This window comes from Mucilaginibacter sp. HD30 (genome assembly GCF_054061755.1).
In genome coordinates this window covers 4,578,972-4,603,012 of record NZ_JBSSEO010000001.1, presented here as the reverse complement: position 1 = coordinate 4,603,012, position 24,041 = coordinate 4,578,972, and the positions used below count along the sequence as shown (strand labels likewise).

Below are 24,041 nucleotides of genomic sequence, written 5' to 3'. Positions count from 1 at the left end.
CCTTGTGGTACAATAATCTTTGTATACTATTATGTAGTATATTTGCGTTAAAACCAATTTTAAATTAAAGGGACATATATTTATTAAATGAGATTTTTTTTACTGCTTGCGTGCTGCGCAATAAGCCTTAACACATCAGCTCAGTTTTGGAAAAAAAAGGTTAGGTATGCTGCACTGGCGCCTGCACAATCTATGCCCGCCCCTCAGTTTACCACACCGGCGTTAAAACTTAAACCCAGCATTGCCTACACTAATTTTTATATAGCACCTGTGTTTGATTTTGATAAAATGGAACAGGCCATGCTTAAAGAGGCAAAACACAATATGCGCTACCGCGAGTACCAGCAGGCCAGCTATAGTTTTACAGACCTGGCAGGTTTATATCTGTTACATAACAGGTTTTCTGAGGCTAAATGGTACCTGTTGCAAAGCATCTCACTCTCTCATGATGCTAAGCTTAAATTAGCCAATTTGTTAACGCTTGCCGGTATTAAAACTGATTTGGGTGAAGTTTCTATGGCTAAAACCGATCTTCAGCAAGCGCGTGTGTTGGCCAATATCAATGGTTTTAACACCGATGTGATTGAAATTGATAAACGCCTTATTGCCCTTAGCAACAGCAAGCCTTTGGTAGTAAAGCCTGAACTACGCTACTCTGAAGCTGTAGAAGCTGCCGCCCGGAAAAAAGCATTGGCACTTAAAGTGCTATAAACTTAAACAGTTTTGTTAAAATAAGTTAAAATACTTGGTTCTGTTAACCATATTTTTATATTTGTTTATTGTTATTACAGAACCGGACCAATTGTTCTTTTTAACAATTAATGAGATAGTTAATACGAAAGAGGAAGCCCCACAGCTTTCTCTTTTGCTTTTAAAAAAATTCTGATTACTAAACATACTGGCGCCTGCTGTGTTTATATACAAAATAGATAATTATGACAAACTCAACGGACACTATACCTGCAGATAAGGATGGTAAATATAAATTCACCATTAGCTATTCAGAACGCGAAGTAAGCTGCCAGGTAGAAAAAGAACAAGACATGCTGCATGTAATCATTGATGAGAACCTGAATGCCGACTTAAAGATAAATGCTGACGGGTCAGTTATCCAAGTTGATGGTGCGGCTATACCTGAATCATGCGTCACTTATATTAAAAAGCAGGTATTAGGCCACAGCTAAGCTTTCAGGACAATACCTCTTCTAATACTTCGTGCGAACGGATATTACCGAAATTATCGGTATGTAAGGAATAATAATCAAGCAGTTTTGTAATCAGATGGCGGCGATCTTCGTTATTAATTTTCAAGGTCGCCGCACTGCTAAAGCCCGATTGTAGCAAACTGCTAAATATCTGCGTATACGGCTGCGAGATAAATTGCAAGCCATCCGGCTTATACCTGTTAAACGTTCCGTTTTTCAGATCAAAATAATCTGCTTCGCCTGCCAGGTATCTATCAGGATAAAAACCAAGGTAACGCGTTAAATTGATGAGGAACAGCAGGTGAAAATTAGCCAATCCTTCCGTTTGATGATCCAGCCACTCAACCGCGCTAAATAAAAAATCGAACAAATTTTCGTCGGCAGTTTGTTGTTTAACCGTTTTGTATATCACCTCGTTTAAAAACATTGTAATGCTGCTTTTAACTATATCATAGGGGATGGTTTGCAGCAGCGGTGCATTCTTTAGCTCGGCAATGCGCTGTATGCCTCCGGTATTTTTATGATACACCACCATATCCAACAGGTGCAGCGGCTGCAGCATATTACGGCTTACTTTAGCTTTTACCTTTTTTACCCCGTTAATGATGTATGATTGTAAGCCAAACTTCTCGGTAAATACCTGTACAATAACGCTGCTCTCGCCGTAGTCGGTAGTTTTTAAAACAATGCCCCTGGTTTTATGCAGCATGTATGCAGGTACTTATTTCATCTCTTCCTGAATGGCCCTTAAAAGTTCGTTAGGGTGTTGCGAGCCAATGATATAAACAAGGCCGTCCCTGTCTGTCAGATAAATAGCATCCCGCCCCGCCGCATAAAACCGGATAAAGCCTTTTGAGTGCAGGTTATAAACCGGGTTATTAAAAAGGTATCTGCTGTAAGCAGTCTTTTCTACTTTAACAATGCCATTAAGATCTATTTTAACCAGGCGTGTTGTCCATAAGCCGTTAAGTAAAACGCTTTTATTCTGCACCCTTGTTCTGAAATGGAGCAGAAAGCCCATAATAATAGATATGATTATTATAGCAAACCCCACTACGGCCAGTAGGTTGCCGGTGTTTTCGCGCTCATCTGTAAAAACGTAGGCAGCAAAGCAAAACATAGCCAGCACCAAACGTATGGTTATGGGTATAAATTCGCGCCCCAAATATTGCTTCTCTGTAAATGCAGCTTTTTCGCTCATTTTATTTTAAATTATTATTCGCACTCACCTATCGGCAACAATTCGAATATAGTTACTTTTTTAGTGTTATTCGTCACTTTATATCGCTCGTCGGGCCGGTAGCCCGCTATCCATATTATATCACCGTTTGCGTTTACTAATAACGGAATAGTTTTTTTTAAGTGCAGCGGAATTTTAAGATCAACAAAAAAATCACTTACTTTTTTCTTTCCATGCATCCCCAGCGGATAAAAATGATCGCTTCGCTCCCAATACCGCAATAATAGCGGAAATTCAAGTTTATCGCTGTCAACAGAAAGGGCTAAAGGGTTATTTTTAATAACCACCGGCTCATCGCTTTTTGTAACATTTAACTTAAAGGTGCCGTGTATTAAAGTGTTATCCGTATCAGCTATCAGGACGGAAGGTGCTTCCTGAATTTTTTTGGTAAGGATCAGCTTTCCCCTATCAAGCACCAAAAGGTAGCCAAAGCTAACTTCAAATTTTCTGCCTGCATGCTTGTTAAGGCTTGCAATTATATCATCAACATCGTGCTCGCTAAAGCCGTAACCCTGCAACAATTTAAACAACAACAGCCGTTGCGGGAGCAGTTTCTTAACCTCGTCAACAGCTATATGGATCTCCGTACCTATATAACTGAATAATTTTTGTCTCACTTCTTCCACCCGCAGTTCAAGCAACTGCTCCAGTTCTCTAAAATGTTTAAGGTTGTTTTCAAACGTATGTTCCAGCGAAGGGTTAAGTTCTTTTAGTGCTGGCACAACTTGATGACGTATTTTGTTACGCGCATATTTTACCGATGCGTTAGAGCTGTCTTCAACGTAGGTCAAGTTATTTTGGGCAACTATTTCTTCAATATCTTTACGGGTAAAGCAGAGCATGGGGCGTACAAGGTTGCCATTTTGGGGTAAAATGCCGTGCATACCCGCAATACCTGTACCCCGCACCAGGTTTAACAATATTGTTTCAATTGTATCGTTTTGGTGATGCGCCAAGGCAATGCAGGTGTGGTTATACTGGCGGGCTACTTGTTCAAAAAATTCATAACGTAGCTCGCGGGCTGCCATTTGAATAGAAATTTTGCGGGTGACGGCGTAATGTTCTGTATTAAACCTTGTGCTGCAAAAAGGCGTCTGATATTGCAAGGCTAAATTACGGCAAAACTCTTCATCAGCGTTGGCCTCGGCCCGTAGTTGAAAATTGCAGTGCGCTATGGTAAATTTATAACCTGCCGTTTTAAAAAGATGCACCATTGCTACAGAATCAATACCGCCACTAACAGCAACCAGCAAATTGCTATCACGCTTAAAAAGACAATATTGTTCGATAAAATTGGTGAATTTTTGGACCGGCAGCATGCATCAAAATTATTAATTTAATAACCCCCTGCAAAAAACTAATTTTGCTGCTGTGAATAAGTACGTTTTAAGTCTTCTTTTAATACTAATGGCCGGGGTTGGTTGGGCACAACAATCAGGTAAATCAAGAGTAAAGCTTATTTTTTCGGAAAGCGGTGGTTTAGACAAAACCAAAGATGGCAAAGTGGTTTATAAAACCAAAAAGGGGGTATTTCAGCAAGATTACTCTACGCTAACTGCAGATAGTTCGTTGTGGTATGCTGATGAAAATATGGTTGACTCGTACGGCCATGTTGTTATTAACCAAGGTGATACGCTACACATTTTTGCGGATAAGTTACATTACGACGGCAATACAAAATTAGCCACCTTAACGGGCAACGTTAAAATGGTTGACAAGGATGCCACCCTGTTAACCGATTTTTTTACTTACAACACAGCTACCAAATTTGGTACTTACACAGGCGGAGGGAAGCTTTTCAACAAAGAAAACACGTTGACAAGTAAAAACGGGTATTATTTTGCAAGTAGCCGCGATGCGTATTTTAAGTATAACGTAGTACTAAATACTACGGATGCCGTTATTAAAACCGATACGCTAAAGTATAATTCGGGCAGTAGGATTGCGTGGTTTTACGGGCCCACCAATATTTATGGCACCAAAGACAAGGATGTGCTGTATACCGAAGATGGGCGGTACGAAACAATACCGGAACAGGCTTTCTTCGGCAAAAAAAACCTATACACACAGGGCAGTAAAACGTTAAAAGGCGACAGTCTTTTTTACGATAGATTAAAAGGCTATGGCCGGGCTGTTAAAAATGTAACTTTTGATGATAAAGAGCAGCGGGTTACCATAAAGGGCCATCTGGGCGAGTATTATAAAGACAGCGAAACAGCCAGAATTACCGAAAACCCCTATGTTATTTTTGTAACGCAGGATAGTTCTAAAAACAAAGCTCCGGCAGACTCTATAGCCAAAGTAATTAAAAAAGATTCTTTATCAGTCGGTAAAAAAGACATCGTGGTAAAAAAAACAGTACCTGCGGCTACTGTGTCAAATTCAAAACCCGCCACTCTTAAAACTACTGCCTCGGCACGTGTTAAGCCTACTTTAAAGGCGATAACCGATTCTGTGATAAAAAAAGCAAATCCGGCTAAAATACCTGCTGTCAGCAAATTAACCTTAAAAGCGGTTACAGATTCGGTTATGAAAACGGCACAACAAAAGGCCGGGCCACAAACTGCCAAAGTTGCGCAAACACAAAAACAGGTTACGCAAACCGTTGCTTTAAAAGATTCGGCAGACCGGCAGGCTAACGCCAAAGTAGATTCTATGTATATGGGTGCCGATACCATTGTAACGCGTGTTATTACGGTAAAGCAAGAAAGAGAAATGAAACTTGCGCGCTATCTTTTAGATAACCCTGATACAACAGCTGCAAAAAGACCAAAATCTGTTATGCTTACCAAGGCTACATTGCCCAAAGTTTTAAAAATAACACCCCCGCCGTTTCCAAAAGATACCAGTTTTATACATGCTGATTTTTTTGGGCCGCCAAGGAAACCTGCGCCTAAACCAGTGGCGAAGGCTGCTCCGCCAAAAAAACCTGCTGTGGCAAAACCTGCTGTGGCAAAAACTAATACAGCTAAAATTGATTCGGCAGCGCTAAAAGCCAAAATGTTAAATGATACTGCAAGGATCAGGATCATAATGGGGTACCACGCCGCCAAAATCTTTAAATCTGACCTGCAGGCTAAAGCTGATTCCATGTACTATAGTGCAAGCGATTCAACCATACGAATGTATGTTACGCCTATTATATGGACGCAAGGTTCGCAATTGACCGGCGATACCATTGCCCTGCAAATGAAAAATAAAAAGATTGACAATATCGACCTGTTCCCTAACGGATTTATTGTAAACATTGAAAAAAACGATTCGCTGCATTTTAACCAGGTTGGAGGCAAAAAAATCCATGGTACTTTTAAAGATAGCCGCCTAAACACTATGGAAGTTACAGGCAATGCCGAGACGATTTATTTTAACCGCGATACTGTTAAGCATGTGGTTACAGAAATGTCGAGATCATTAGGCAATGTAATTAAGGCCAATTTTAAAAATGGCAAGCTTAATCGTGCCAACACCTACGGAAATACCGAAAACAAGGCGAACCCCATCAATAAGGTTAAAGAGGACGATAAAATTTTAAAGGCATTTATCTGGAAACCTAAAGAACGCCCACAGACTAAAGAGGCTATCACAGGCAACGGCAGCAAGCTAAAAGCAACTGCGGTTGCTGTTAAGACACCCGATAAAAAAGGATCAGTTTCTACCTCAAATAAAGGCAATGTTAAAGATCCGCCTGCAAAGCCAGTTACCGATAAACCAGGTGCACCGGCGACTAAAGATACAGTACCACCAAAACCGGTTACTTATGAGACGATAATAAGTAATTAAGTTTATTTTATTTATAGGTTTAACATGCGTTAGTGCGTACATACGATGGAACCAGACTACGTTGATCTGATAAATAAAAATAAGAACAAGAAGCCCCGCTCTAAGAACGTCCGCTGGTATGTCATTACGGTTGGCATAATAGGCGCTATTGCGTGTCTAATCAAACTGATATCAAACTCAGAACATCTATTTAATAGCAACAACCATTATATAGCCGGCTTTATTTACTATAATATAGCAGATTCAAGGGTATTTATACCACGCGGCGATGGTTTGGGCTGGACCTTAAACTTTGCAAATAGCTGGAGCTACACTGTATTGGGACTAATTGCCTTAATAGCTTTGTATAGTGTTTTACGTTCGTTTGAGGAAAGTAAAAGCGAAATACCGAATTAGGCAAGCACTAAAGTATAAATAATTACCTACAGAGTATACTGTGTAGCAGGTGTAGCACCCTACCTGCTACGCTACAAACATTTTATTACGAGTTTTTATTCAAAAAATCCACCAGCTTTTCTACTGCCTTGCCCCTATGGCTTATAGCGTTCTTTTGGCCAAGGCTCATCTCTGCAAAAGTAATGTCATACCCATCCGGCTGAAAAATGGGATCGTACCCAAACCCTTCATTGCCCGACAATTCTGTAAGTATAATGCCGTCTACAGTTCCTTCAAAAAAATATTCCTTCCCATCCCATATCAGCGAAATAACAGTAATAAAACGCGCTTTACGGTTGGTAACACCCTCCAACTGCTTAAGTACTTTGGCGTTGTTGGCTGCATGATTACCGTGCTCGCCCGCATACCGGGCGGAGTAAACACCGGGCTCGCCGTTTAGGGCATCAATCTCCAGTCCGCTGTCATCAGCAAAACAGTTTATGCTGTATTTATTGTAGATGAAATGGCTTTTAATAGATGCGTTCTCTTTGAACGTTGAGCCTGTTTCGGCAATATCATCGTGGCTCAAGATATCATTAAGGCTCAGCAATTTAATTTTGCCGGCTACGGCAGCCTGCACTTCGGTAAGTTTGTGGGCGTTATTGGTAGCAAAAACTAATTGCTGCATATTAAAGATTTTTCATTTGCTCCCAGAAAGCGCGCTTATTATCCGTACTTTCCATCATATCATCAAAACAAAAACTAAGCAATGTATTGCAGCCGGATATCAATTGTAGGCGGTTAAACTCCGGCGCAGACATAGCAGCGGGAATGGCTTTATCCCCCAAAATAAGCAGCTTTTCAGGGGCGAAATAACTGGTTATGGCATGGATATCGGCATCATTCCGGGCTATATTCAGTATCGCAACATCGTCAGGCTGATAGCCTTTTCGCGAAAGAATAGCTTCTAAAGCAGTATAATGTGGGGCATAAATAGCCTCATGTTCGGTGTAATGGGTCAAAATCAAAAATTTCTTCTTGTTCTTTCCCTCGTAGTTGAAGCTAAAAGGCAAGCTTTCAGCTTCCTTAACAACTTTTTTACTTTGAAGTTCTTTATCCTCGGGTAGCAAATAGATATCTTCGTTTATTATGAACCGAAACGCGGCAGGGTCTTCTACTTTCACTTTTAACAAATTTTAACCAAAAATAGTTAAAGTGTTTGAAGCTTTATCGGCATATTCGCACAATTATAAATCTGCATTATCTTTGCGCTCCATTTAAGGCGTTTTATAGTGAACAAGATTTGCCAAAAATTGGCGTTTATTGAACAGATTTGTTGCAGTAGGTACATATTAATTTTTACATGAGAAAGATAGCAGTAGTTATTATAAGTTTTGTTTTGTTTACCACGGCCGCCAGCGCGCAGAAAAAGCAGGTGCTGGATAAGATAGTGGCTGTTGTGGGTAGCAATATTGTTCTGAAATCTGATTTAGACCTTCAGTATTCCCTTTACTTATCACAGGGAAACCCGCCTAACGAGGATATAAAATGCAGTATTTTACAACAAATTGTTTCGCAAAAATTGCTTAATCATCAAGCGCAGATAGATAGTATTGAGGTAAAAAGTGATGAGGTGGACAATGAGATAGACCGCCGTATGCGCCGCAGTATACAACAAGCCGGTGGCGAGGAAAATCTTGAGAAATTCCTTAACAAATCATTAGTTCAATACAAGGATGAGCTTCGTGGCGACATTAAAGATGCTATGCTGGCTGAACGTATGCGTAGTAAGATAACTGAAAAGATCAATACCACCCCGCAGGATATAAAGAAGTTTTTTGACGCGATTCCGAAAGATAGTTTACCAATTTTTAATAAGGAGGTAGAAGTAGGACAGATAGTTTTTGACCCAAAACTTTCAAAGGAAGAAAAAGAAGATGCCCGTAAAAAAGCACAAGATCTATTAGATAAGTTTAAAAAAGGCGACGACTTTGCTACCCTTGCCAAACTTTACTCGCAAGATCCGGGTTCTGCGCCAAGCGGTGGCGATTTGGGCTTTAACGACCGTAGTGGCTTCGTAAAAGAATTTTCTGCCTGGGCATTTAAACTTAAAGCGAGCGAAGTATCGCCGGTATTTGAAAGTGATTTTGGCTTTCACTTTCTACAGGTTGTAGAACGCAGGGGCGAGAATGTGCATGCCCGACATATATTGATTGTTCCAAAAATGACTGAGGCAAGCGTTAAACGGGCGGAAGCAAAAGCTGATTCTATTTACAAATTAATAACAGATAGTAAAAGTAAGGGCGAGTTTTTTGCCAGCGCAGCAAGCGTATTTTCTGATGATAAAGAAACAAAGTATAACGGCGGGATGCTATTGAATCCGGACAACGTTGATGTACGAACTACTTTTATACCTACAGACAGGTTAGACAAACAGATTGCCGGAATAGTTGACTCAATGAAAGTGGGAGATATATCAAAACCACAACCATACCGCGATCAGAATACAGGTAAAACTTCTTATCGCCTTTATTACCTAAAATCGGTAACCGATGCGCATAAAGCTAATCTGGAACAGGATTATCCGAAAATTAAGGCCATGGCCAATGCTGCCAAAATGAACCGCGTGATGAGCGAGTGGTTTGAGAAAAAAAGAAAAGAAAATTACATAAAAATAGAAAAAGAATACCAGCAGTGCCCACAATTGCAAGGCTGGTCTACTGTAACCGCTTCAATCAAATAATTAAAACCCTTTTAACACTATGCAACACCGATCTGACGTAGAGGCCGCCGATGCCCTAAAACAAGCGTACCAGCAAATACGAACAGAAATAGGTAAAGTTATAGTGGGACAAGACGAGGTTGTTAAGTTTATACTGATCTCTATTTTCAGCAACGGCCATTGCTTATTGGTGGGCGTGCCCGGGTTGGCAAAAACCTTGCTGGTTCAAACTGTATCGCAAGTACTTGACCTGGATTTTAACCGTATCCAATTTACGCCCGACCTAATGCCTTCAGACATTATTGGTGCTGAAATATTGGGCGAAGACAGAAACTTTAAATTTATTCCGGGCCCGGTGTTTTCAAACATCATTTTGGCTGATGAGATAAACCGTACCCCACCAAAAACACAGGCTGCGTTGTTAGAGGCCATGCAGGAAAAATCTGTTACCGCGGCAGGTGTTACCCACAAACTGGCGCAACCATTTTTTGTACTGGCAACCCAAAACCCCATTGAACAGGAAGGAACCTATCCGCTGCCCGAGGCGCAATTGGACAGGTTTATGTTTAAGATATCACTTAACTACCCATCATTTGCCGAAGAAATACAAGTAGTACGTAACACAACCAGCACCTTAAAACAGGAAGTGACCAAGCAACTTAATGCTGAGCAAATTATTTACTTTCAGCAACTGGTGCGCAATATTCCGGTTGCAGATAATGTATTGGAATATGCAGTTAAACTGGTAGCTAAAACCCGCCCCGGCGGCGAATTCGCAGCTCCGCAGATCGGCCGTTTGCTTAACTGGGGTGCAGGCCCGCGCGCATCTCAATTTTTAATACTGGGCGCTAAATGCCATGCGGTTATTAATGGCAAATACTCGCCTGATATTGAAGATGTGCAGGCCGTAGCCAAACCAATTTTAGGGCACCGTATAGTACGCAGCTATCATGCGGAGGCAGAAGGGCTTACTACTGATGACATTGTTGCCCAGCTGTTTTAACAACTGATTTCTTATAACACGTAATCAAGTAATTTTGTATTTTTGATTAAAAGGCATTGTTATGACTGTAGCTGCTATAAAAGAAAAACTATACCATTACATCAGTGAGGCGGATGATAAAAAAATCAAAGCGCTTTACACTTTGCTGGAAGAGCAGATGAATCCTGTTACAGATTGGTCAGAGGACGTAGAATTTGTGGCTGAATTAGATGAGCGGTACAGACGATGGGAGGCAGGTATAGACCGTGGCTACAATCTTGAAGAAGTTAAAGAATATTTAAATCAGCAGAGAAAAGATCGTCAAGCAGGTGTTTCAAAGTGACTTATATTGTTGAACTATCGCTCAAAGCTCGCAAAGAATTAGCCGATGCGTCAGCGTGGTATGATGAACAATTATTCGGCTTGGGGGAAGACTTTGAAAAAGAAGTTTTTATAAAGATCGATCTTATTAAAGAAAGCCCATTTCACTACGAAAGTAAAAAAGGGTTTCATGAAGCAATTACTGAAAGGTTTCCATTTTTGTTGGTATTTAAGGTTGAGCAAAAGCTTAATATTATAATCATTGTATCAATTTTCCACATGAGTCGTCATCCTAAGAGAAAGCGGCGGTAATACCATAAGCATTATCACTCATACAGATTGTTAAAAGTAACCGAAAAAACCATGCTCTATTGCTGCAGAAGCACCAGCTATAGCTTTCGCATAAATTATCCTTAAATCACCCTTGCAAATAAAACTTTAAACTGTATCTTTGCAGTCCCTAAAAAGTAGGGTGAAATAAACATTTTATTAAATTAATTTAAAGCAAGTGAATACGTTAAGTTACAAAACTGTCTCTGCCAACAAGAAAACCGTTAACAAACAGTGGGTTGTTGTTGACGCTGAAGGCGAGATCTTGGGGCGCTTGTCTACAAAGATCGCAATGATCATTCGTGGAAAAAACAAGCCAGAATTTACCCCAAACGTAGACTGTGGAGATAATGTAATAGTTATCAACGCAGACAAGGTAAAGCTTACCGGAAACAAATTTAGCGACAAGCAATATGTTTCTTACACCGGTTACCCGGGCGGTCAGCGTTTCATTTCTCCTAAGGAGTTAATGGCAAAACATCCAACACGTGTAATTGAAAAAGCTGTGCGTGGTATGTTACCTAAAAATCGTTTGGGCAAAGCATTATTTGGCAATCTGCATGTATATGCCGGTGCCGAGCATCCTCATGCAGCACAAAACCCAAAAGCTATTTAATCATTAACTAAGGAAAAAGAAAAATGCCAACAACTAACACTTCAGGCAGAAGAAAAACCGCCGTTGCACGTATCTACCTTACTGATGGTAGTGGTGCTATTACCGTTAACGGTAAAGATTACAAAGAATACTTTCCAACATTGCCATTGCAATACATTGTTACTCAATCAACAGAAGTATCTGGCTCAGCCGGATTATATGATGTTAAGGTAAATGTAGCTGGTGGTGGTGTTAAAGGACAGGCAGAAGCTGTTCGTTTAGCTATTGCTAAAGCTATTGTTGAACTTGATGCTGATAAGAAACCTGCGCTACGCGCCAAGGGCTTAATGACACGCGATATGCGTATGGTTGAGCGTAAAAAACCAGGACGCAAGAAAGCACGTAAGAGATTCCAATTCAGTAAACGTTAAAATTTTAAGGAGAACAACACAATGGCAAGAACAACATATGAAGAGTTACTGGATGCTGGTGTACACTTTGGTCACCTTACCCGCAAATGGGATCCGAAAATGTCACAGTACATTTTCATGGAGCGCAACGGTATACACATTATCGATTTAAATAAAACCTTATCAAAGGTTGAAGAAGCTGCTGCAGCTATAAAACAAATTGTAAAATCAGGCCGCAAGGTATTATTCGTAGCTACAAAGAAACAAGCGAAAGATATTGTTGCTGAATATGCAAAAGGTGTAAACATGCCTTTCATCACCGAGCGTTGGTTGGGTGGTATGTTAACTAACTTTGCAACTGTACGTAAGTCTATCAAAAAGATGTCTAACATCGATAAATTGACTAAAGATGGTACTTACAGCAACCTTTCTAAAAAAGAAAGACTGATGATACAGCGTGAGCGTATTAAACTGGAAAGTTTATTAGGCGGCATTGCAGACCTTAACCGTTTACCGGCTGCGCTTTTCTTGATTGATGTTAAGAAAGAGCACATTGCAGTGTCTGAAGCATTAAAGTTAAATATCCCAACCTTTGCAATGGTTGATACTAACTCTGATCCTTCAAACATCGACTTCCCTATCCCTGCGAATGATGATGCTACTAAATCAATTTCATTGATCACTGGTATTATAATCAAAGCTATTGAAGAAGGTTTAGACGAACGTAAACGCGAGAAAGACGACGAAGCAGAAAAAGAAGCAGCACAAGCTAAAGCGAAAGCTGATGCCCCTGAAGTTGCAGACAGATCTGCCGCTGCCGGCGAAGGCAAAAGAGCGCGTAAAGGTGCTGTTGAAGCTACTGCCGCAGTAGAAGACGAAGCTCCTGCTGCTGAAGGTTCTGAAGAATAATTATTAAAGAGTTGTAGGTTGTAAGTTATGGGTTGTAAGTTTTACGCCTAAAGCTTACAACTTGCAACTTTCAACTTTTAAAACATAAATACAAAATGTCTACAGTACAAATATCTGCCGCTGATGTAAACAAATTACGCCAGCAAACCGGTGCCGGTATGATGGATTGCAAAAAAGCTTTGACCGAAACTAACGGCGACTTTGAAGCAGCCATTGACTTTTTAAGAAAAAAAGGCGCTAAAGTAGCTGCCAGCCGTCAGGATCGCGAATCAAACGAAGGTGTTGTGATTGCACGCACATCTGCTGATGGAAAACGCGGTGTTATTATCGAGTTGAACTGCGAAACAGATTTTGTTGCTAAAAATGCAGAATTTGTTGCTTTTGCTAACGCGATTGCTAACGAAGCGGTAGAGCAAAATCCAAAATCATTAGAAGAGTTAAATCAGCTTTCTATTGACATTGAAAACTCACGCCCTACTATTGCAGAAGCTTGTATTGAAAAAACAGGTAAAATTGGCGAGAAAATTGGCGTATCAAAATACGAAGTTATTGAAGGCGAAAAAGTTGTAGCCTATATACACGGTAACTTCCGTTTAGGTGTATTGGTGGGCTTAAGTGCTGCAGTTGCTGGTGCTGATGAAGCAGGAAAAGACGTGGCAATGCAAATTGCCGCAATGAATCCTGTTGCTGTTGATAAAGACGGCGTTGATGCTACAGTTATTGAGCGTGAGCTGGAAATTGCTAAAGATCAAATTCGTGCTGAAGGCAAACCAGAAGAAATGGTTGAGAAAATTGCCGCCGGTAAATTGAATAAATTTTATAAAGACTCAACCCTGTTAAACCAGGAGTTTGTTAAAGACTCATCAAAAAATGTTGCACAGTTTTTAAGCAGCATTGATAAGGGCCTTACGGTAACCGCCTTTAAGCGGGTAGCTTTAGGAGCTTAAATATTTTATCCCCCTCGTTTACACGAGGGGGATTTTTTTTGTCGTATTTTCTGCTGCGACATCGAATGGCGAGCGTTTTGCACACGGCACTATGTTTTGACAAATACGACATAAAATTTTAACAGTAACTTTAATTCTATATTTTTGGTAAACCCACAGCATCTATATGAAATATAAAAGAATCCTACTAAAACTTAGCGGAGAGTCCTTAATGGGCGACCAGCAATACGGCATTGACAACAAGCAGGTATTGCAATATGCACAAGATATTAAAAGCGTACGCGAGCAAGGAATAGAGATAGCAATAGTAGTAGGAGGCGGTAATATTTTTAGGGGCTTGAGCGCAGAAAAGTCGGGCATGGATCGTGCTCAGGCCGATTACATGGGCATGTTGGCCACAGTTATCAATTGTATGGCACTGCAAAACGCCCTGGAAACCGTTGGTGTTGAAACGCGCTTGCAATCGGCCATTAAAATGGAGCAGGTGTGCGAGCCTTATATCCGCCGCAGGGCCATGCACCATTTAGAAGAAGGAAAAATTGTAATATTTGGCGCGGGTACCGGTAACCCTTATTTTACCACAGATACCGCAGCCTCATTACGTGCCATTGAAATGAAGGCTGACGTTGTTTTGAAAGGAACCCGTGTTGATGGCATTTACACTGCCGATCCCGAGAAAGACCCAACCGCTACGCGCTTTGATGAAATATCTTTTCAGGAAGTGTATGACAGGGGCCTTAACGTAATGGACATGACCGCCATTACTCTTTGCCAGGAAAATAAGCTACCCATTATAGTTTTTGACATGAACAAAGAGGGCAATTTTATGAAGATAGCCAGCGGAGAGCCTATTGGTACTTTGGTAAAGTAGAACAAGTGGGTATCGAGAACCGGGCCTTTTTGCCGCATCATAAATCTTGCATCTTGTTTCTTGATTCTTGCCCCTATTTTATATTTTTGGACAAATTTTAATAAAAATCCAATGAGCGAACTCATTAAAAAGCAAATTACTGATGCAAAGGCTTCCATGGACAAAGCCATTGATCACACCGATAACGAACTGAATAAGATCCGTGCAGGCAAAGCCAGCCCATCTATGTTGGATGATATTGTGGTAGACTATTACGGTAGCCCTACGCCGCTTAGCCAGGTTGGCAGCGTTAACACGCCCGATGCACGTACTATTGTAATTCAGCCGTGGGAAAAATCGTTACTTGTACCTATTGAGAAAGCCATTATGGAGGCTAATCTGGGTGTTAATCCGCAAAATGATGGTATTATCATCCGCATTAACGTACCACCGCTAACAGAAGAGCGCCGTCGCGATCTGGTTAAAAAAGCAAAAGGCGAAGCAGAAAGCGGTAAAATTGGCATCCGTAACATTCGTAAGGATGCTAACGAGAAGATCAGAAAATTAAAATTAGAAGGTGTATCAGAAGATGAAATGAAAACCGGCGAAGCTGAGATACAGAAGTTGACAGATGCCTACATTATTAAAGTAGATCAGCTATCTGAGGCTAAAGAAAAGGACATAATGACCGTGTAGTTTAACTGCATTGTCAAATTAAAAGGGAATGAGCTACTTAGCCATTCCCTTTTTTTATGTTTGCACATATAATTTATGAACATACTTTTAACCTACCTCAAAAAACATCAGTGGACGGTAGTACTGGCTTTAGTACTTGCAGGCCTTAATATAGGTTTCTCGCTGGTTGACCCCATGATAACCGGTACCATTATGGATAGGTACATTGTACCCAAAGACGGTATCATACGCACTTTTGATGAGCGTTTTTACGGCGCATTGAGCTTGATTGGTCTGGCAATTGGCGCGGCCATGGTATCGCGTATAGCCAAAAACTTTCAGGACTACTTCACCAATATAATTGTACAAAAAACAGGTGCCGAAATGTATGCCGATGGGTTAAAGCACTCGCTTGAGCTGCCTTACCAGGTTTTTGAGGACCAGCGCAGCGGCGAAACTTTGGGTATACTACAAAAGGTCCGCACAGATAGCGAGAAGTTTATTACCTCTTTCATTAGCGTGTTATTTGTTAGCCTGGTAGGGATGATATTTGTAATTGTTTACTCATTAAAAGTAAACTACCAGGTAACGCTGGTTTATTTTTGTGCCATACCTATTATAATGTTTGTGAGCATGGCGCTAAGCAAACGTATCAAGACGATACAACGGAAAATAATAGGTGAAACTACGGCGCTGGCTGGTTCAACTACTGAGTCCTTAAGAAATATTGAGTTGGTAAAAAGTTTGGGCCTGGCTAAACAGGAAATTGAGCGCCTCAACAAAACCACCTACAAGATATTGGATCTGGAGTTGCGTAAAGTAAAATTTGTGCGCAGCATGAGCTTTATTCAGGGTACTGTTGTTAACCTGGTGCGTAGCTGCATGGTATTAGTACTGTTAGTATTGATTTTTAAAGATCAGCTAACAGCAGGTGATTATCTGAAATTCCTGTTCTATTCTTTCTTCCTGTTCAACCCGTTACAAGAGTTGGGCAACGTGATCCAGTCATGGCGCGAAGCAGAGGTATCCTTGAGTAATTTTAAAAGCATCCTGGATACACCAATTGATCCTAAGCCTGAAAAACCTGTATTAGTTGAAAAGATCAAAAAACTAACCTTTGATAACGTTAGTTTTAAGCACCTTACCGCTAACCGCAACGCGCTTAACCACATCAGTTTTGAAACCAGTACCGGCGAAACCATTGCCTTTGTAGGGCCGTCGGGCTCGGGTAAAACCACTTTGGTTAAGCTGTTAGTAGGCTTGTATCAACCGCTTGAGGGTGACATTTTATACAACGGCGTATTAAGCAAAGAAATAGATTTGGACCAACTACGCGAGCGGGTTGGCTTTGTAACGCAGGATACACAGCTCTTTTCTGGCACCATACGCGAGAATTTACTGTTTGTACGCCCTGATGCAACCGACGAGGAATGTATGACGGTATTGCAGCGCGCTGCCTGCCAGACATTACTGGCCCGCGCCAGCAACGGTTTGGATACTGTAATCGGTGAGGGCGGCGTGAAGGTATCAGGGGGCGAAAAGCAGCGCCTTTCAATAGCTCGCGCCTTGCTGCGCAGACCAGATTTGTTGGTATTTGATGAGGCTACTTCATCTTTGGATTCGCTTACGGAAGAGGAAATAACAGAGACTATTAAAGATGTTTCCGTTTTTAACGATCATATCACTATCCTCATCGCACACCGTTTGTCAACCATTATGCATGCCGACAGGATCTATGTGCTGGAGAAAGGCCGGATAATAGAATCAGGCGGGCATACTGAACTGTTGCTGCAAAAAGGCCTGTACTACGCTATGTGGCGCCAGCAAATAGGCGAGAAAGTAACAGTTGAAGAGGATTTATAAACGATAATAAATAAGTGTTGCACAAAAATACATCCCCGGTGCAACACTATGTTTAATCAATTGATTATTAATATATTACAGTTTTTTTCGCAATACTGATTTTGAGTAGGTTTTGTACAAAAAAGTTTTAAGTGCTTACATATCAATACATTAAAGTATTACTGATTGGTGCGTTGTGCAACGCTTTAGCAACAGAAAAGCAACAAAAAAGCAACACTTTTGCAACAGCAAAAGTTATGCTTTCGGCTGATCATCCTGATGCGGAGTATGGATCTCATTAAGCGATAAAGGAACCAGTCTTTTTGTTTTAAAGAACGTTACAATAACGATCAACACCGTCATACTACCGCCAAAAATAACGGACGGCACCGTCCCCAACAGCTTAGCCGCTGTTCCTGATTCAAAAGCACCAATCTCGTTAGATGAGCCAATAAACATTTGGTTTACCGACGATACCCTGCCGCGCATATGATCTGGCGTGAGCATTTGCATAATGGTGCCTCGTATTAAAACGCTTACACTATCAAATCCCCCTTCGGCAAACAGGAACAACAGCGATAAGTAAAAATTGCGCGACAGCGCAAAACCAATAATAGATAAGCCAAAACCGGCAACCGCAATCAAAAGATTTCGCCAGGGCTTACCCATAGGCGACAAACGAGCCATAGCCAGCATAACCAGCACAGCACCTGTTGATGACACGGCGCGCATAATGCCCAGCCCCTCTGCTCCTACCTTCAATATCTCGTTAGCAAAAACGGGCAGCAAAGCCACGGCCCCGCCAAAAAACACCGAGAAAAGATCAAGGCTCATGGCGCTGATCATCATTTTATTATGAAAAACAAAGTGCAACCCCTCTGACAGGCTTTTCCAGATACTTTCTTTTGGAACAAAAACGGGTGGGTATTTCCGCAGAAAGAAAACACAGGTAAGGGCAATTAGCAAGAAGCTTAATATTACGGTAAACGCTGCTGTTATACCAAAAAAACCATAAATAAGCCCACCGGTGGCAGGGCCAATTATGGATGCGATCTGGAAGCCCGAACTGCTCCAGGTGCTTGAGTTAGGATAAAGCTCCTTAGGCACGCTATGCGCCAATACAGTAAATGCTGCCGGGCCGTAAAAGGCACGGGCAATACCATTGCAAAAAACCATGATATAAATAATATGCTCTACCCAATCCTGATGAATAATATTTGTTACATCTTTTAGCGTAACAGTGAATATCACTGCCGAGGAAAAGAAGACCAACAGAAAAACCAGCAGCAGCATTTTTCTTTTCTCACTTTTATCAGCAATGTATCCTCCAAATAAGCCAAAACCCAAAGCCGGGATAGCCTCGCTTAAACCAATTAAGCCTAAAGCAAAAGCGCTTTTTGTAAGGTGATAAATATAAAAGCCAAGTATTACGGCCTGCATTTGGTAAGCAAACGTAAAAAAGAAACGCATACCCAGGTACGAGCGGAAATCTTTAAAACGCAGGGCCGCAAATGGATCTTTTTTTACCGGTGGAAGGGATTCTGTATCTGACATAGCTTGCAGCAAATTTACGGTATAGGCGTCAAGAGAAAGAGCTAATAAATAAAATATGACTGAAGGGAGATTCAAGAGACAAGAACCAAGAGGTAAGATTTTTTTGTCATTCTATATTTCAACAACTTGTATCCAAATCCAAACTAAACTTCTGCTTAAAAACTCCTTCCCCGGGGAAGGGTGCGGTTGGCTGTGAAGTGGCGGGGAGGGGTTATTAAAGCGGCTAAAACCCCTCCCTGCACCCTCCCGCAGCGAGGGAATCACACAATCCAACGCTTCTTTTTAAATCTTTCAAACACTCCTGTTAGCAAATCCAAAAAATGTGCATAAGCATTAATACCAAAAGCTAATAAATAAAATATGACGATACATGAATATTAGCGATATTGAGGCAATACAATAACATTAACTATGAAGCGCCTGCACATACTCATGCTGTTATTTTTAACGGCTCCCGCCTTTTCTCAAACTATTGTTAAACAAGATGCCGCCATAAAGCAAATGGTTGAAGAAGTATCGTCAAAAAACATTGAAGCAATAGTGCGCAAACTGGTGAGTTTTAAAACGCGCCACACCCTTAGCGATACCACAAGCGCCACCGAGGGGATTGGCGCGGCCCGCAACTGGATAAAAAGCGAAATGGAAAAGTATGCAGCATCATCAAACGGAAGGATGAAAGTGGAGTTTGACACTTTTACACAACCGGCAGGCGGGCGTTTTGACAAACCAACTGTTTTAAAAAATATATTGGCGATATTGAAGGGGACTGATGCTACTGATAACCGGGTATATGTTGTATCCGGTCATTATGATTCGCGGGTAACCAACATCATGAATAGTAAAGGTGAAGCGCCCGGCGCGGTTGACGATGCTTCTGGCACAGCAGTGTCTATGGAGATCTGTCGCATTATGGCAACGCGCTCCTTCCCCGCCACCATCATTTTTATGGCAGTGCCGGGCGAGGAACAGGCTTTAAACGGATCGGCACATATAGCCAAACGTGCAAAAGATGAAAACTGGAACATAGATGCCATGCTGAACAATGATATTGTTGGCAATACCCATGGGCAGGACAATGATTTGAAGGATAATACACATGTGCGCGTTTTCAGCGAGGGAATACCATCAATTGACGTGGTAGTTCGTGGTGATACAAGTCGCCGCGTGGCTACGGCGATAAGTAATTTAATAGGTAACGGGGGCGAAAATGATAGCCCTTCAAGGCAATTGGCGCGTTATACTAAAGAAATAGCGGAACGCTATGTTGATCAACTGGATGTAAAACTGGTTTACCGGCGCGACAGGTTTTTAAGGGGCGGCGACCAAACCTCGTTTCAGCTCCAGGGTTTTACGGCGGTAAGGCTGACAGAAATGAATGAAGATTTTACCCGCCAGCACCAGGACCTGCGCACCGAAAAAGGCATTCAATACGGCGACCTGCCCGGGTTTGCAGATTATGATTATATACAAAAAGTGGCGCGGATGAATTTATCGGTTTTGGCTAACCTGGCCATCGCGCCTCCAGAACCGGGAAATGTTGGCGTAAGCACATCAGGCTTAACCAATACCACTACGCTTAAGTGGGAAACACCAAAAACAGGGAAGAAACCGGCCGGGTATTATATTCTGATGCGCGAAACTATTAATCCATATTGGGAAAAAAAGATCTACATAACGGGTAATACAAGCACACTCAATTACTCGAAGGATAATTACTTTTTTGCTGTGCAAGCCGTAGATGCAGACGGGCATGAGAGTTTGCCGGTGTTTCCGAAACCGGTGAGGTAAGCCAGTATCATTTGTCATTCTGAGCATAGCGAAGAATCTTATAAAAGCGAAAAGTTGCCCATCGTTTAGGCATTTAAGATTCTTCGCTATCGCTCAGAATGACAGATTATATTTCAACGATATATAATGCTAACTGTAGCGCAAAAAAATACCGATGAGTTTATGACCCATCGCTATTTTTTTGTTTTGTAATACTCCCCGCCCGTCCAAGCTTGCAGCTTGGACGCACAAAATTTAAGCGTCCCGCTTAAATCAATAAACATCCAAGCGAAACGCTTGGTGGGCGGGCAGGTCCGGGATTAAAAATCCGGACCAACATGCCGGGATATCAACATTTCGCAAAAAAAATAGCGATGGGTTTAAAACCCATCGCTATTTTTTTAAATGGTGTAATACTTTTTACTTCACACTCCGCTTTTGCACAATATAGAAGCCAGCCACAAATATCACTGCAGATACAACCAGGGCTATAACAACTTCCTGCGTAAACAGGTCTATTTTAAAATCGGCTGCTGTCATGGGCTTGCGCGGCAGGCTTTTTAATGCCAGCAGTGGATGAGCGTAAGGAATGGTGTAACTATATTTCCAGCTGGCGCTTGCACAAACAACACCGGTTATAAAAAGTATAAAACCAATCCCCATCGGCTTTAAAAAATCGTTCCACATCAGGCTAAATAAAAACTGAATAGAAAGGATGCCCAGTGATGAAAGGAATAGTTTCAGATATATCTGCAGCAATATCTTTTCCATGTGAAAATCACCAAACTTTAGTTCGGGTTTAAGCACGCCCAGTAAATTACCAAAGCCAATTGTAAAAAGCCCAAACAGCATTAATGTTATAAAGATCAATAACAAGGCGTAAAAAAACTTGGCCGAGTAAACAGACCATTTACCTATTGGTAAACTGAACAGGGTTTTCCAGGTATCGGCTTTATGCTCAATACTGTTAACCGAGTAGGCAATAAAAATAATATACATGGGCAAAAGCAACGTGCCCATAACATTGAGCGGTACGCCGGCAAAACGCAGCCAGTTTACCATTCCCGGCACGTTCATCAATTTGTCGCTGTTTATAAAATAACCTACAGTGGTAAGCAACAATATTAAAAATGGCAATAATATAGCAGCCCAAAAGCCCAGCGTTTTCCGGCTTTTATAAAACTCGGACCTTAACGATAATAGAAATCCGTTCATATAGCCTGATTTTGAGTGATATTTAAGAATAGGTTTTCAAGATCTTTTTGCACTTTGTGAATACTATACACCGTTATACCCGCCCGGTTAAGCAAAGCATTGATGGCCCCGGTATCTTCTTTTGATTTAAAGGCTACGGTTAAGTGGTCGTCATTAACCTCGCCAACTATGTACCCGCTTTTGGTAAGCAGATTAGCAGCATCAACCGTATTACCGGTTTCAATACGTACCTGCGGTTTGCTTAGGCCCTCCAGTTCCTTTATTTCACCCTGAAACAACAGTGTGCCTTTATTAATAATGGCCACATGGGTAGCCATACGCTCAATCTCGGCTAATAGGTGGCTGGATATGAATACGGTTTTGCCTTGCTCTTTGGTAAGGCGCTTTAACAATTCGCGTATCTCAATAATACCGTTAGGATCAAGCCCGTTAGTAGGCTCGTCCAACATTAGCAGTTTCGGATCAGGCAGCAGCGCCAATGCTATGCCCAGGCGCTGTTTCATTCCTAAAGAGTATTTACCGGCTTTTTTATCTGCAGCCTCTGTAAGCTGTACCAGGCGCAGCATTTCGTCTACCCGGCTATCGTCAATTTTTAAAAGTATGGCCCTGTTAGCAAGATTTTCTCTGCCGGTTAAATGGCTATATATGGCGGGCTGCTCAATAAGCGAGCCTATTTGCGAGAGTATTTGCTGGCGGTTGGTTGCAAAATCCAACCCGAATATTTTTATATCTCCCTGATCGTGTTGAAGGAGATTAAGCAGCAGCTTTATGGTAGTGGTTTTCCCGGCGCCATTAGGGCCGAGAAAACCATATATACTTCCTTGCGGAACTTGAAGAGATAGGGAGTTGACAACGGTCTGCGCGCCGAACTTAAAAGTTAGGCCGGTAGTTTCAATTACCATACGTTGTCTTTTTTAACCGATGCAACGGTTCTTAAAAAGTTTACACCTTTAACAAACAGTGAAGTAGCTTTTACCGTTGAGGATGCTGCCACTTCGGCCTCATGCTTTTTTTGTTCAAACTGATAGCTGATGCCCATTATTAAGGCAAACACTAACGGTGCAAGTAACAGTACAAAAGGATTGGTGTTGTTAACTAACTTTTTCATTGCGATTGATTTTATGATACAAAGAAATATCAAAATATCAACCTGCTAAAATCATTTAGACCAACAGTTGCTATTTATAGATGAACGGTTGCAGCACCAATACAAGGTGTTCGTCGATAATAACAGACCGTTCATCGATGAAAATATAGGCTGTATATAAATATCAATGCTTTAAAGTTCAAAATATATATTTTGGATTGATGAAAAAAGGCTTACAAGTCTTCTGGCACGTATTTATCTGGCTCAGTCTGGTGTCGTTTGTTTTGTTTGTGGTACGCAACAATGACAGATTTACCATGCAGGGCATATTGGTTCTATTCGTGCTTTACGGCCTCATTAACATTAGTTTATTCTACATTAATTACCTCATTTTAATACCTCGGTTTTTAGACCGTAAGAGTTACGCGGTTTATGCAATGGCGGTGTTAATTGTTGTAATTGGCTACGGCCTTGCCAAATACGGGGTAGGGCGCATTTTTCCGAATGATGTATTGTTGCGAAACTCAAACAACATTATCGGGTTTTGGTCGTACTTTATAAGTACGGCTATCACCAGCCTGATGTTTATTTTTCTGAGCATTGTATTAAAGTTTAGTATCGCCTGGTTTTCGAATGACCGTATACAACGCGATCTGGAAAACCAACGTTTGACTGCCGAACTGGCTTTTTTAAAATCGCAGATCAATCCCCATTTTCTGTTCAACTCTTTAAACAGCATTTATTCCCTGGCCTATCAAAAATCAGATAATACGCCCGGCGCCATCCTCAAACTATCAGAGATAATGCGGTATATGCTTTATGAAAGCAACGATAATAAGGTTGCCTTAGAAAAGGAACTGCAATACCTGCAAAATTATATCGACCTGCAAAAAATCAGGTTTGGCAAAAGTGCGTTTATTGATTTTAAAATTGAGGGCGAAGTGGGCGACCAGCGCATTGTACCGTTATTATTGATAGCATTTATCGAAAATGCCTTTAAGCACGGCGTGGCTAACGATGCTGCTACGGCTATTCAACTGCTAATACGCATTGATGCTACCAGTTTATACTTTTTTATCCGGAATAAAAAGCACGCTAATAACCGCGATGCAGTTGGCGGAATTGGCCTGAGTAATGTTAAACGCAGGCTGGATCTGCTTTACCCGCGAAAATATAGTTTAGAAATACGCGACGAAATTGATACGTACACTTGCGAATTATCCTTAGTTTTATAG

The 24,041-nt window shown here is 41.3% G+C and carries 26 protein-coding genes; 17 read left to right on the top strand and 9 right to left on the bottom strand.

Annotated elements, in window-relative coordinates:
- Positions 1–87 precede the first annotated feature (87 nt).
- Entirely contained in the window at positions 88–711 is a 624-nt protein-coding gene (locus tag ACVW2L_RS21660) for a hypothetical protein (RefSeq protein ID WP_457130028.1), read from the top strand.
- 224 nt (positions 712–935) lie between these two features.
- A complete protein-coding gene (locus ACVW2L_RS21655; protein WP_457130027.1) occupies positions 936–1,184 on the top strand; it encodes a hypothetical protein in 249 nt (82 codons plus the stop codon).
- 4 nt (positions 1,185–1,188) lie between these two features.
- Here ACVW2L_RS21655 and recO read toward each other — a convergent pair whose 3' ends face one another.
- From recO to tilS, 3 genes are read right to left on the bottom strand one after another with little or no spacing between them, the layout of a single operon-like run.
- Positions 1,189–1,914 carry a DNA repair protein RecO gene (gene recO / locus ACVW2L_RS21650; protein ID WP_457130026.1) on the bottom strand — a complete coding sequence of 242 codons (726 nt, stop codon included), beginning with the start codon at positions 1,912–1,914 and terminating at the stop codon, positions 1,189–1,191.
- Between the two features lie 12 nt (positions 1,915–1,926).
- Positions 1,927–2,406 (bottom strand): hypothetical protein, encoded by a 480-nt coding sequence (locus ACVW2L_RS21645; protein WP_457130025.1) that lies wholly within the window; start codon positions 2,404–2,406, stop codon positions 1,927–1,929.
- 14 nt (positions 2,407–2,420) lie between these two features.
- Positions 2,421–3,764 (bottom strand): tRNA lysidine(34) synthetase TilS, encoded by a 1,344-nt coding sequence (gene tilS / locus ACVW2L_RS21640; RefSeq protein WP_457130024.1) that lies wholly within the window; start codon positions 3,762–3,764, stop codon positions 2,421–2,423.
- A 52-nt stretch (positions 3,765–3,816) separates the two neighbouring features.
- Here tilS and ACVW2L_RS21635 point away from each other — a divergent pair, with 52 nt between their 5' ends.
- Together ACVW2L_RS21635 and ACVW2L_RS21630 are read left to right on the top strand one after the other, a co-directional pair.
- Positions 3,817–6,225, top strand: coding sequence for an OstA-like protein (locus ACVW2L_RS21635; RefSeq protein WP_457130023.1), 2,409 nt, complete (start codon positions 3,817–3,819; stop codon positions 6,223–6,225).
- Positions 6,226–6,270: 45 nt separating this feature from the next.
- The gene (locus tag ACVW2L_RS21630; protein ID WP_457130022.1) at positions 6,271–6,621 is read left to right on the top strand and encodes a DUF5808 domain-containing protein; all 351 of its coding nucleotides are present in this window, start codon (positions 6,271–6,273) and stop codon (positions 6,619–6,621) included.
- A gap of 85 nt (positions 6,622–6,706) precedes the next feature.
- Here the strand turns inward: ACVW2L_RS21630 and ACVW2L_RS21625 are convergent, their stop codons facing one another.
- Complete coding sequence (locus ACVW2L_RS21625) at positions 6,707–7,288, bottom strand: non-canonical purine NTP diphosphatase (protein ID WP_457130021.1); 582 nt, start codon at positions 7,286–7,288, stop codon at positions 6,707–6,709.
- 1 nt (position 7,289) lies between these two features.
- Positions 7,290–7,784, bottom strand: a complete 495-nt coding sequence (locus ACVW2L_RS21620) for a hypothetical protein (RefSeq protein WP_457130020.1) — start codon at positions 7,782–7,784, stop codon at positions 7,290–7,292.
- Between the two features lie 179 nt (positions 7,785–7,963).
- Between ACVW2L_RS21620 and ACVW2L_RS21615 the strand changes: the two genes are divergently transcribed.
- The 11 genes from ACVW2L_RS21615 (at position 7,964) to ACVW2L_RS21565 (ending at position 17,204) form a co-directional block, all read left to right on the top strand.
- Positions 7,964–9,343: a peptidylprolyl isomerase gene (locus ACVW2L_RS21615; RefSeq protein ID WP_457130019.1), complete on the top strand. Its 1,380-nt coding sequence runs from the start codon at positions 7,964–7,966 to the stop codon at positions 9,341–9,343.
- A gap of 19 nt (positions 9,344–9,362) precedes the next feature.
- Positions 9,363–10,325, top strand: coding sequence for an AAA family ATPase (locus ACVW2L_RS21610; protein WP_457130018.1), 963 nt, complete (start codon positions 9,363–9,365; stop codon positions 10,323–10,325).
- Between the two features lie 61 nt (positions 10,326–10,386).
- Entirely contained in the window at positions 10,387–10,647 is a 261-nt protein-coding gene (locus ACVW2L_RS21605; RefSeq protein WP_457130017.1) for a hypothetical protein, read from the top strand.
- On the top strand, positions 10,644–10,937 hold the full coding sequence (locus ACVW2L_RS21600; RefSeq protein ID WP_457130016.1) for a type II toxin-antitoxin system RelE/ParE family toxin: 294 nt from the start codon (positions 10,644–10,646) through the stop codon (positions 10,935–10,937). Before ACVW2L_RS21605 ends, ACVW2L_RS21600 begins: the two co-directional genes overlap by 4 nt.
- A gap of 196 nt (positions 10,938–11,133) precedes the next feature.
- Complete coding sequence (rplM, locus tag ACVW2L_RS21595) at positions 11,134–11,571, top strand: 50S ribosomal protein L13 (protein ID WP_294792728.1); 438 nt, start codon at positions 11,134–11,136, stop codon at positions 11,569–11,571.
- Between the two features lie 23 nt (positions 11,572–11,594).
- The gene (gene rpsI / locus ACVW2L_RS21590) at positions 11,595–11,981 is read left to right on the top strand and encodes a 30S ribosomal protein S9 (protein ID WP_377102230.1); all 387 of its coding nucleotides are present in this window, start codon (positions 11,595–11,597) and stop codon (positions 11,979–11,981) included.
- Between the two features lie 21 nt (positions 11,982–12,002).
- Positions 12,003–12,869, top strand: a complete 867-nt coding sequence (gene rpsB, locus ACVW2L_RS21585) for a 30S ribosomal protein S2 (RefSeq protein WP_457130015.1) — start codon at positions 12,003–12,005, stop codon at positions 12,867–12,869.
- Positions 12,870–12,964: 95 nt separating this feature from the next.
- A complete protein-coding gene (gene tsf / locus ACVW2L_RS21580) occupies positions 12,965–13,816 on the top strand; it encodes a translation elongation factor Ts (protein ID WP_457130014.1) in 852 nt (283 codons plus the stop codon).
- A 166-nt stretch (positions 13,817–13,982) separates the two neighbouring features.
- A complete protein-coding gene (gene pyrH, locus ACVW2L_RS21575; protein WP_457130013.1) occupies positions 13,983–14,687 on the top strand; it encodes a UMP kinase in 705 nt (234 codons plus the stop codon).
- A 111-nt stretch (positions 14,688–14,798) separates the two neighbouring features.
- Positions 14,799–15,362 (top strand): ribosome recycling factor, encoded by a 564-nt coding sequence (frr, locus tag ACVW2L_RS21570; RefSeq protein ID WP_457130012.1) that lies wholly within the window; start codon positions 14,799–14,801, stop codon positions 15,360–15,362.
- A gap of 75 nt (positions 15,363–15,437) precedes the next feature.
- Positions 15,438–17,204 (top strand): ABC transporter ATP-binding protein, encoded by a 1,767-nt coding sequence (locus ACVW2L_RS21565; RefSeq protein ID WP_457130011.1) that lies wholly within the window; start codon positions 15,438–15,440, stop codon positions 17,202–17,204.
- 234 nt (positions 17,205–17,438) lie between these two features.
- On the opposite strand, the gene ACVW2L_RS21560 is transcribed toward ACVW2L_RS21565, so the two are convergent.
- Positions 17,439–18,737 (bottom strand): MFS transporter, encoded by a 1,299-nt coding sequence (locus ACVW2L_RS21560; RefSeq protein ID WP_457130010.1) that lies wholly within the window; start codon positions 18,735–18,737, stop codon positions 17,439–17,441.
- A 411-nt stretch (positions 18,738–19,148) separates the two neighbouring features.
- Here ACVW2L_RS21560 and ACVW2L_RS21555 point away from each other — a divergent pair, with 411 nt between their 5' ends.
- Positions 19,149–20,525 (top strand): M20/M25/M40 family metallo-hydrolase, encoded by a 1,377-nt coding sequence (locus ACVW2L_RS21555; RefSeq protein ID WP_457130009.1) that lies wholly within the window; start codon positions 19,149–19,151, stop codon positions 20,523–20,525.
- A 399-nt stretch (positions 20,526–20,924) separates the two neighbouring features.
- On the opposite strand, the gene ACVW2L_RS21550 is transcribed toward ACVW2L_RS21555, so the two are convergent.
- The 3 genes from ACVW2L_RS21550 to ACVW2L_RS21540 are packed head-to-tail and all read right to left on the bottom strand — an operon-like array spanning position 20,925 to position 22,827.
- Positions 20,925–21,719 carry an ABC transporter permease gene (locus ACVW2L_RS21550; protein WP_457130008.1) on the bottom strand — a complete coding sequence of 265 codons (795 nt, stop codon included), beginning with the start codon at positions 21,717–21,719 and terminating at the stop codon, positions 20,925–20,927.
- Positions 21,716–22,621, bottom strand: a complete 906-nt coding sequence (locus ACVW2L_RS21545) for an ABC transporter ATP-binding protein (protein ID WP_457130007.1) — start codon at positions 22,619–22,621, stop codon at positions 21,716–21,718. Before ACVW2L_RS21545 ends, ACVW2L_RS21550 begins: the two co-directional genes overlap by 4 nt.
- The gene (locus tag ACVW2L_RS21540) at positions 22,615–22,827 is read right to left on the bottom strand and encodes a hypothetical protein (protein WP_457130006.1); all 213 of its coding nucleotides are present in this window, start codon (positions 22,825–22,827) and stop codon (positions 22,615–22,617) included. The genes ACVW2L_RS21545 and ACVW2L_RS21540 overlap by 7 nt, the downstream gene beginning before the upstream one ends.
- 200 nt (positions 22,828–23,027) lie before the next feature.
- On the opposite strand from ACVW2L_RS21540, the gene ACVW2L_RS21535 reads away from it, so the two are divergent.
- On the top strand, positions 23,028–24,041 hold the full coding sequence (locus tag ACVW2L_RS21535) for a sensor histidine kinase (RefSeq protein ID WP_457130005.1): 1,014 nt from the start codon (positions 23,028–23,030) through the stop codon (positions 24,039–24,041).

Bases quoted from the DNA above. Each gene is read 5' to 3' on its own strand.
- ACVW2L_RS21655 (WP_457130027.1), top strand. From the start codon at position 936: ATGACAAACTCAACGGACACTATACCTGCAGATAAGGATGGTAAATAT.
- ACVW2L_RS21660 (WP_457130028.1), top strand. From the start codon at position 88: ATGAGATTTTTTTTACTGCTTGCGTGCTGCGCAATAAGCCTTAACACA.
- ACVW2L_RS21630 (WP_457130022.1), top strand. From the start codon at position 6,271: ATGGAACCAGACTACGTTGATCTGATAAATAAAAATAAGAACAAGAAG.
- rpsI (WP_377102230.1), top strand. From the start codon at position 11,595: ATGCCAACAACTAACACTTCAGGCAGAAGAAAAACCGCCGTTGCACGT.
- ACVW2L_RS21605 (WP_457130017.1), top strand. From the start codon at position 10,387: ATGACTGTAGCTGCTATAAAAGAAAAACTATACCATTACATCAGTGAG.
- ACVW2L_RS21535 (WP_457130005.1), top strand. From the start codon at position 23,028: ATGAAAAAAGGCTTACAAGTCTTCTGGCACGTATTTATCTGGCTCAGT.
- ACVW2L_RS21625 (WP_457130021.1), bottom strand. From the start codon at position 7,288: ATGCAGCAATTAGTTTTTGCTACCAATAACGCCCACAAACTTACCGAA.
- ACVW2L_RS21645 (WP_457130025.1), bottom strand. From the start codon at position 2,406: ATGAGCGAAAAAGCTGCATTTACAGAGAAGCAATATTTGGGGCGCGAA.
- ACVW2L_RS21565 (WP_457130011.1), top strand. From the start codon at position 15,438: ATGAACATACTTTTAACCTACCTCAAAAAACATCAGTGGACGGTAGTA.
- ACVW2L_RS21540 (WP_457130006.1), bottom strand. From the start codon at position 22,827: ATGAAAAAGTTAGTTAACAACACCAATCCTTTTGTACTGTTACTTGCA.
- tsf (WP_457130014.1), top strand. From the start codon at position 12,965: ATGTCTACAGTACAAATATCTGCCGCTGATGTAAACAAATTACGCCAG.
- pyrH (WP_457130013.1), top strand. From the start codon at position 13,983: ATGAAATATAAAAGAATCCTACTAAAACTTAGCGGAGAGTCCTTAATG.
- ACVW2L_RS21615 (WP_457130019.1), top strand. From the start codon at position 7,964: ATGAGAAAGATAGCAGTAGTTATTATAAGTTTTGTTTTGTTTACCACG.
- ACVW2L_RS21550 (WP_457130008.1), bottom strand. From the start codon at position 21,719: ATGAACGGATTTCTATTATCGTTAAGGTCCGAGTTTTATAAAAGCCGG.
- ACVW2L_RS21555 (WP_457130009.1), top strand. From the start codon at position 19,149: ATGAAGCGCCTGCACATACTCATGCTGTTATTTTTAACGGCTCCCGCC.
- rpsB (WP_457130015.1), top strand. From the start codon at position 12,003: ATGGCAAGAACAACATATGAAGAGTTACTGGATGCTGGTGTACACTTT.
- tilS (WP_457130024.1), bottom strand. From the start codon at position 3,764: ATGCTGCCGGTCCAAAAATTCACCAATTTTATCGAACAATATTGTCTT.
- ACVW2L_RS21610 (WP_457130018.1), top strand. From the start codon at position 9,363: ATGCAACACCGATCTGACGTAGAGGCCGCCGATGCCCTAAAACAAGCG.
- recO (WP_457130026.1), bottom strand. From the start codon at position 1,914: ATGCTGCATAAAACCAGGGGCATTGTTTTAAAAACTACCGACTACGGC.
- ACVW2L_RS21560 (WP_457130010.1), bottom strand. From the start codon at position 18,737: ATGTCAGATACAGAATCCCTTCCACCGGTAAAAAAAGATCCATTTGCG.
- frr (WP_457130012.1), top strand. From the start codon at position 14,799: ATGAGCGAACTCATTAAAAAGCAAATTACTGATGCAAAGGCTTCCATG.
- ACVW2L_RS21545 (WP_457130007.1), bottom strand. From the start codon at position 22,621: ATGGTAATTGAAACTACCGGCCTAACTTTTAAGTTCGGCGCGCAGACC.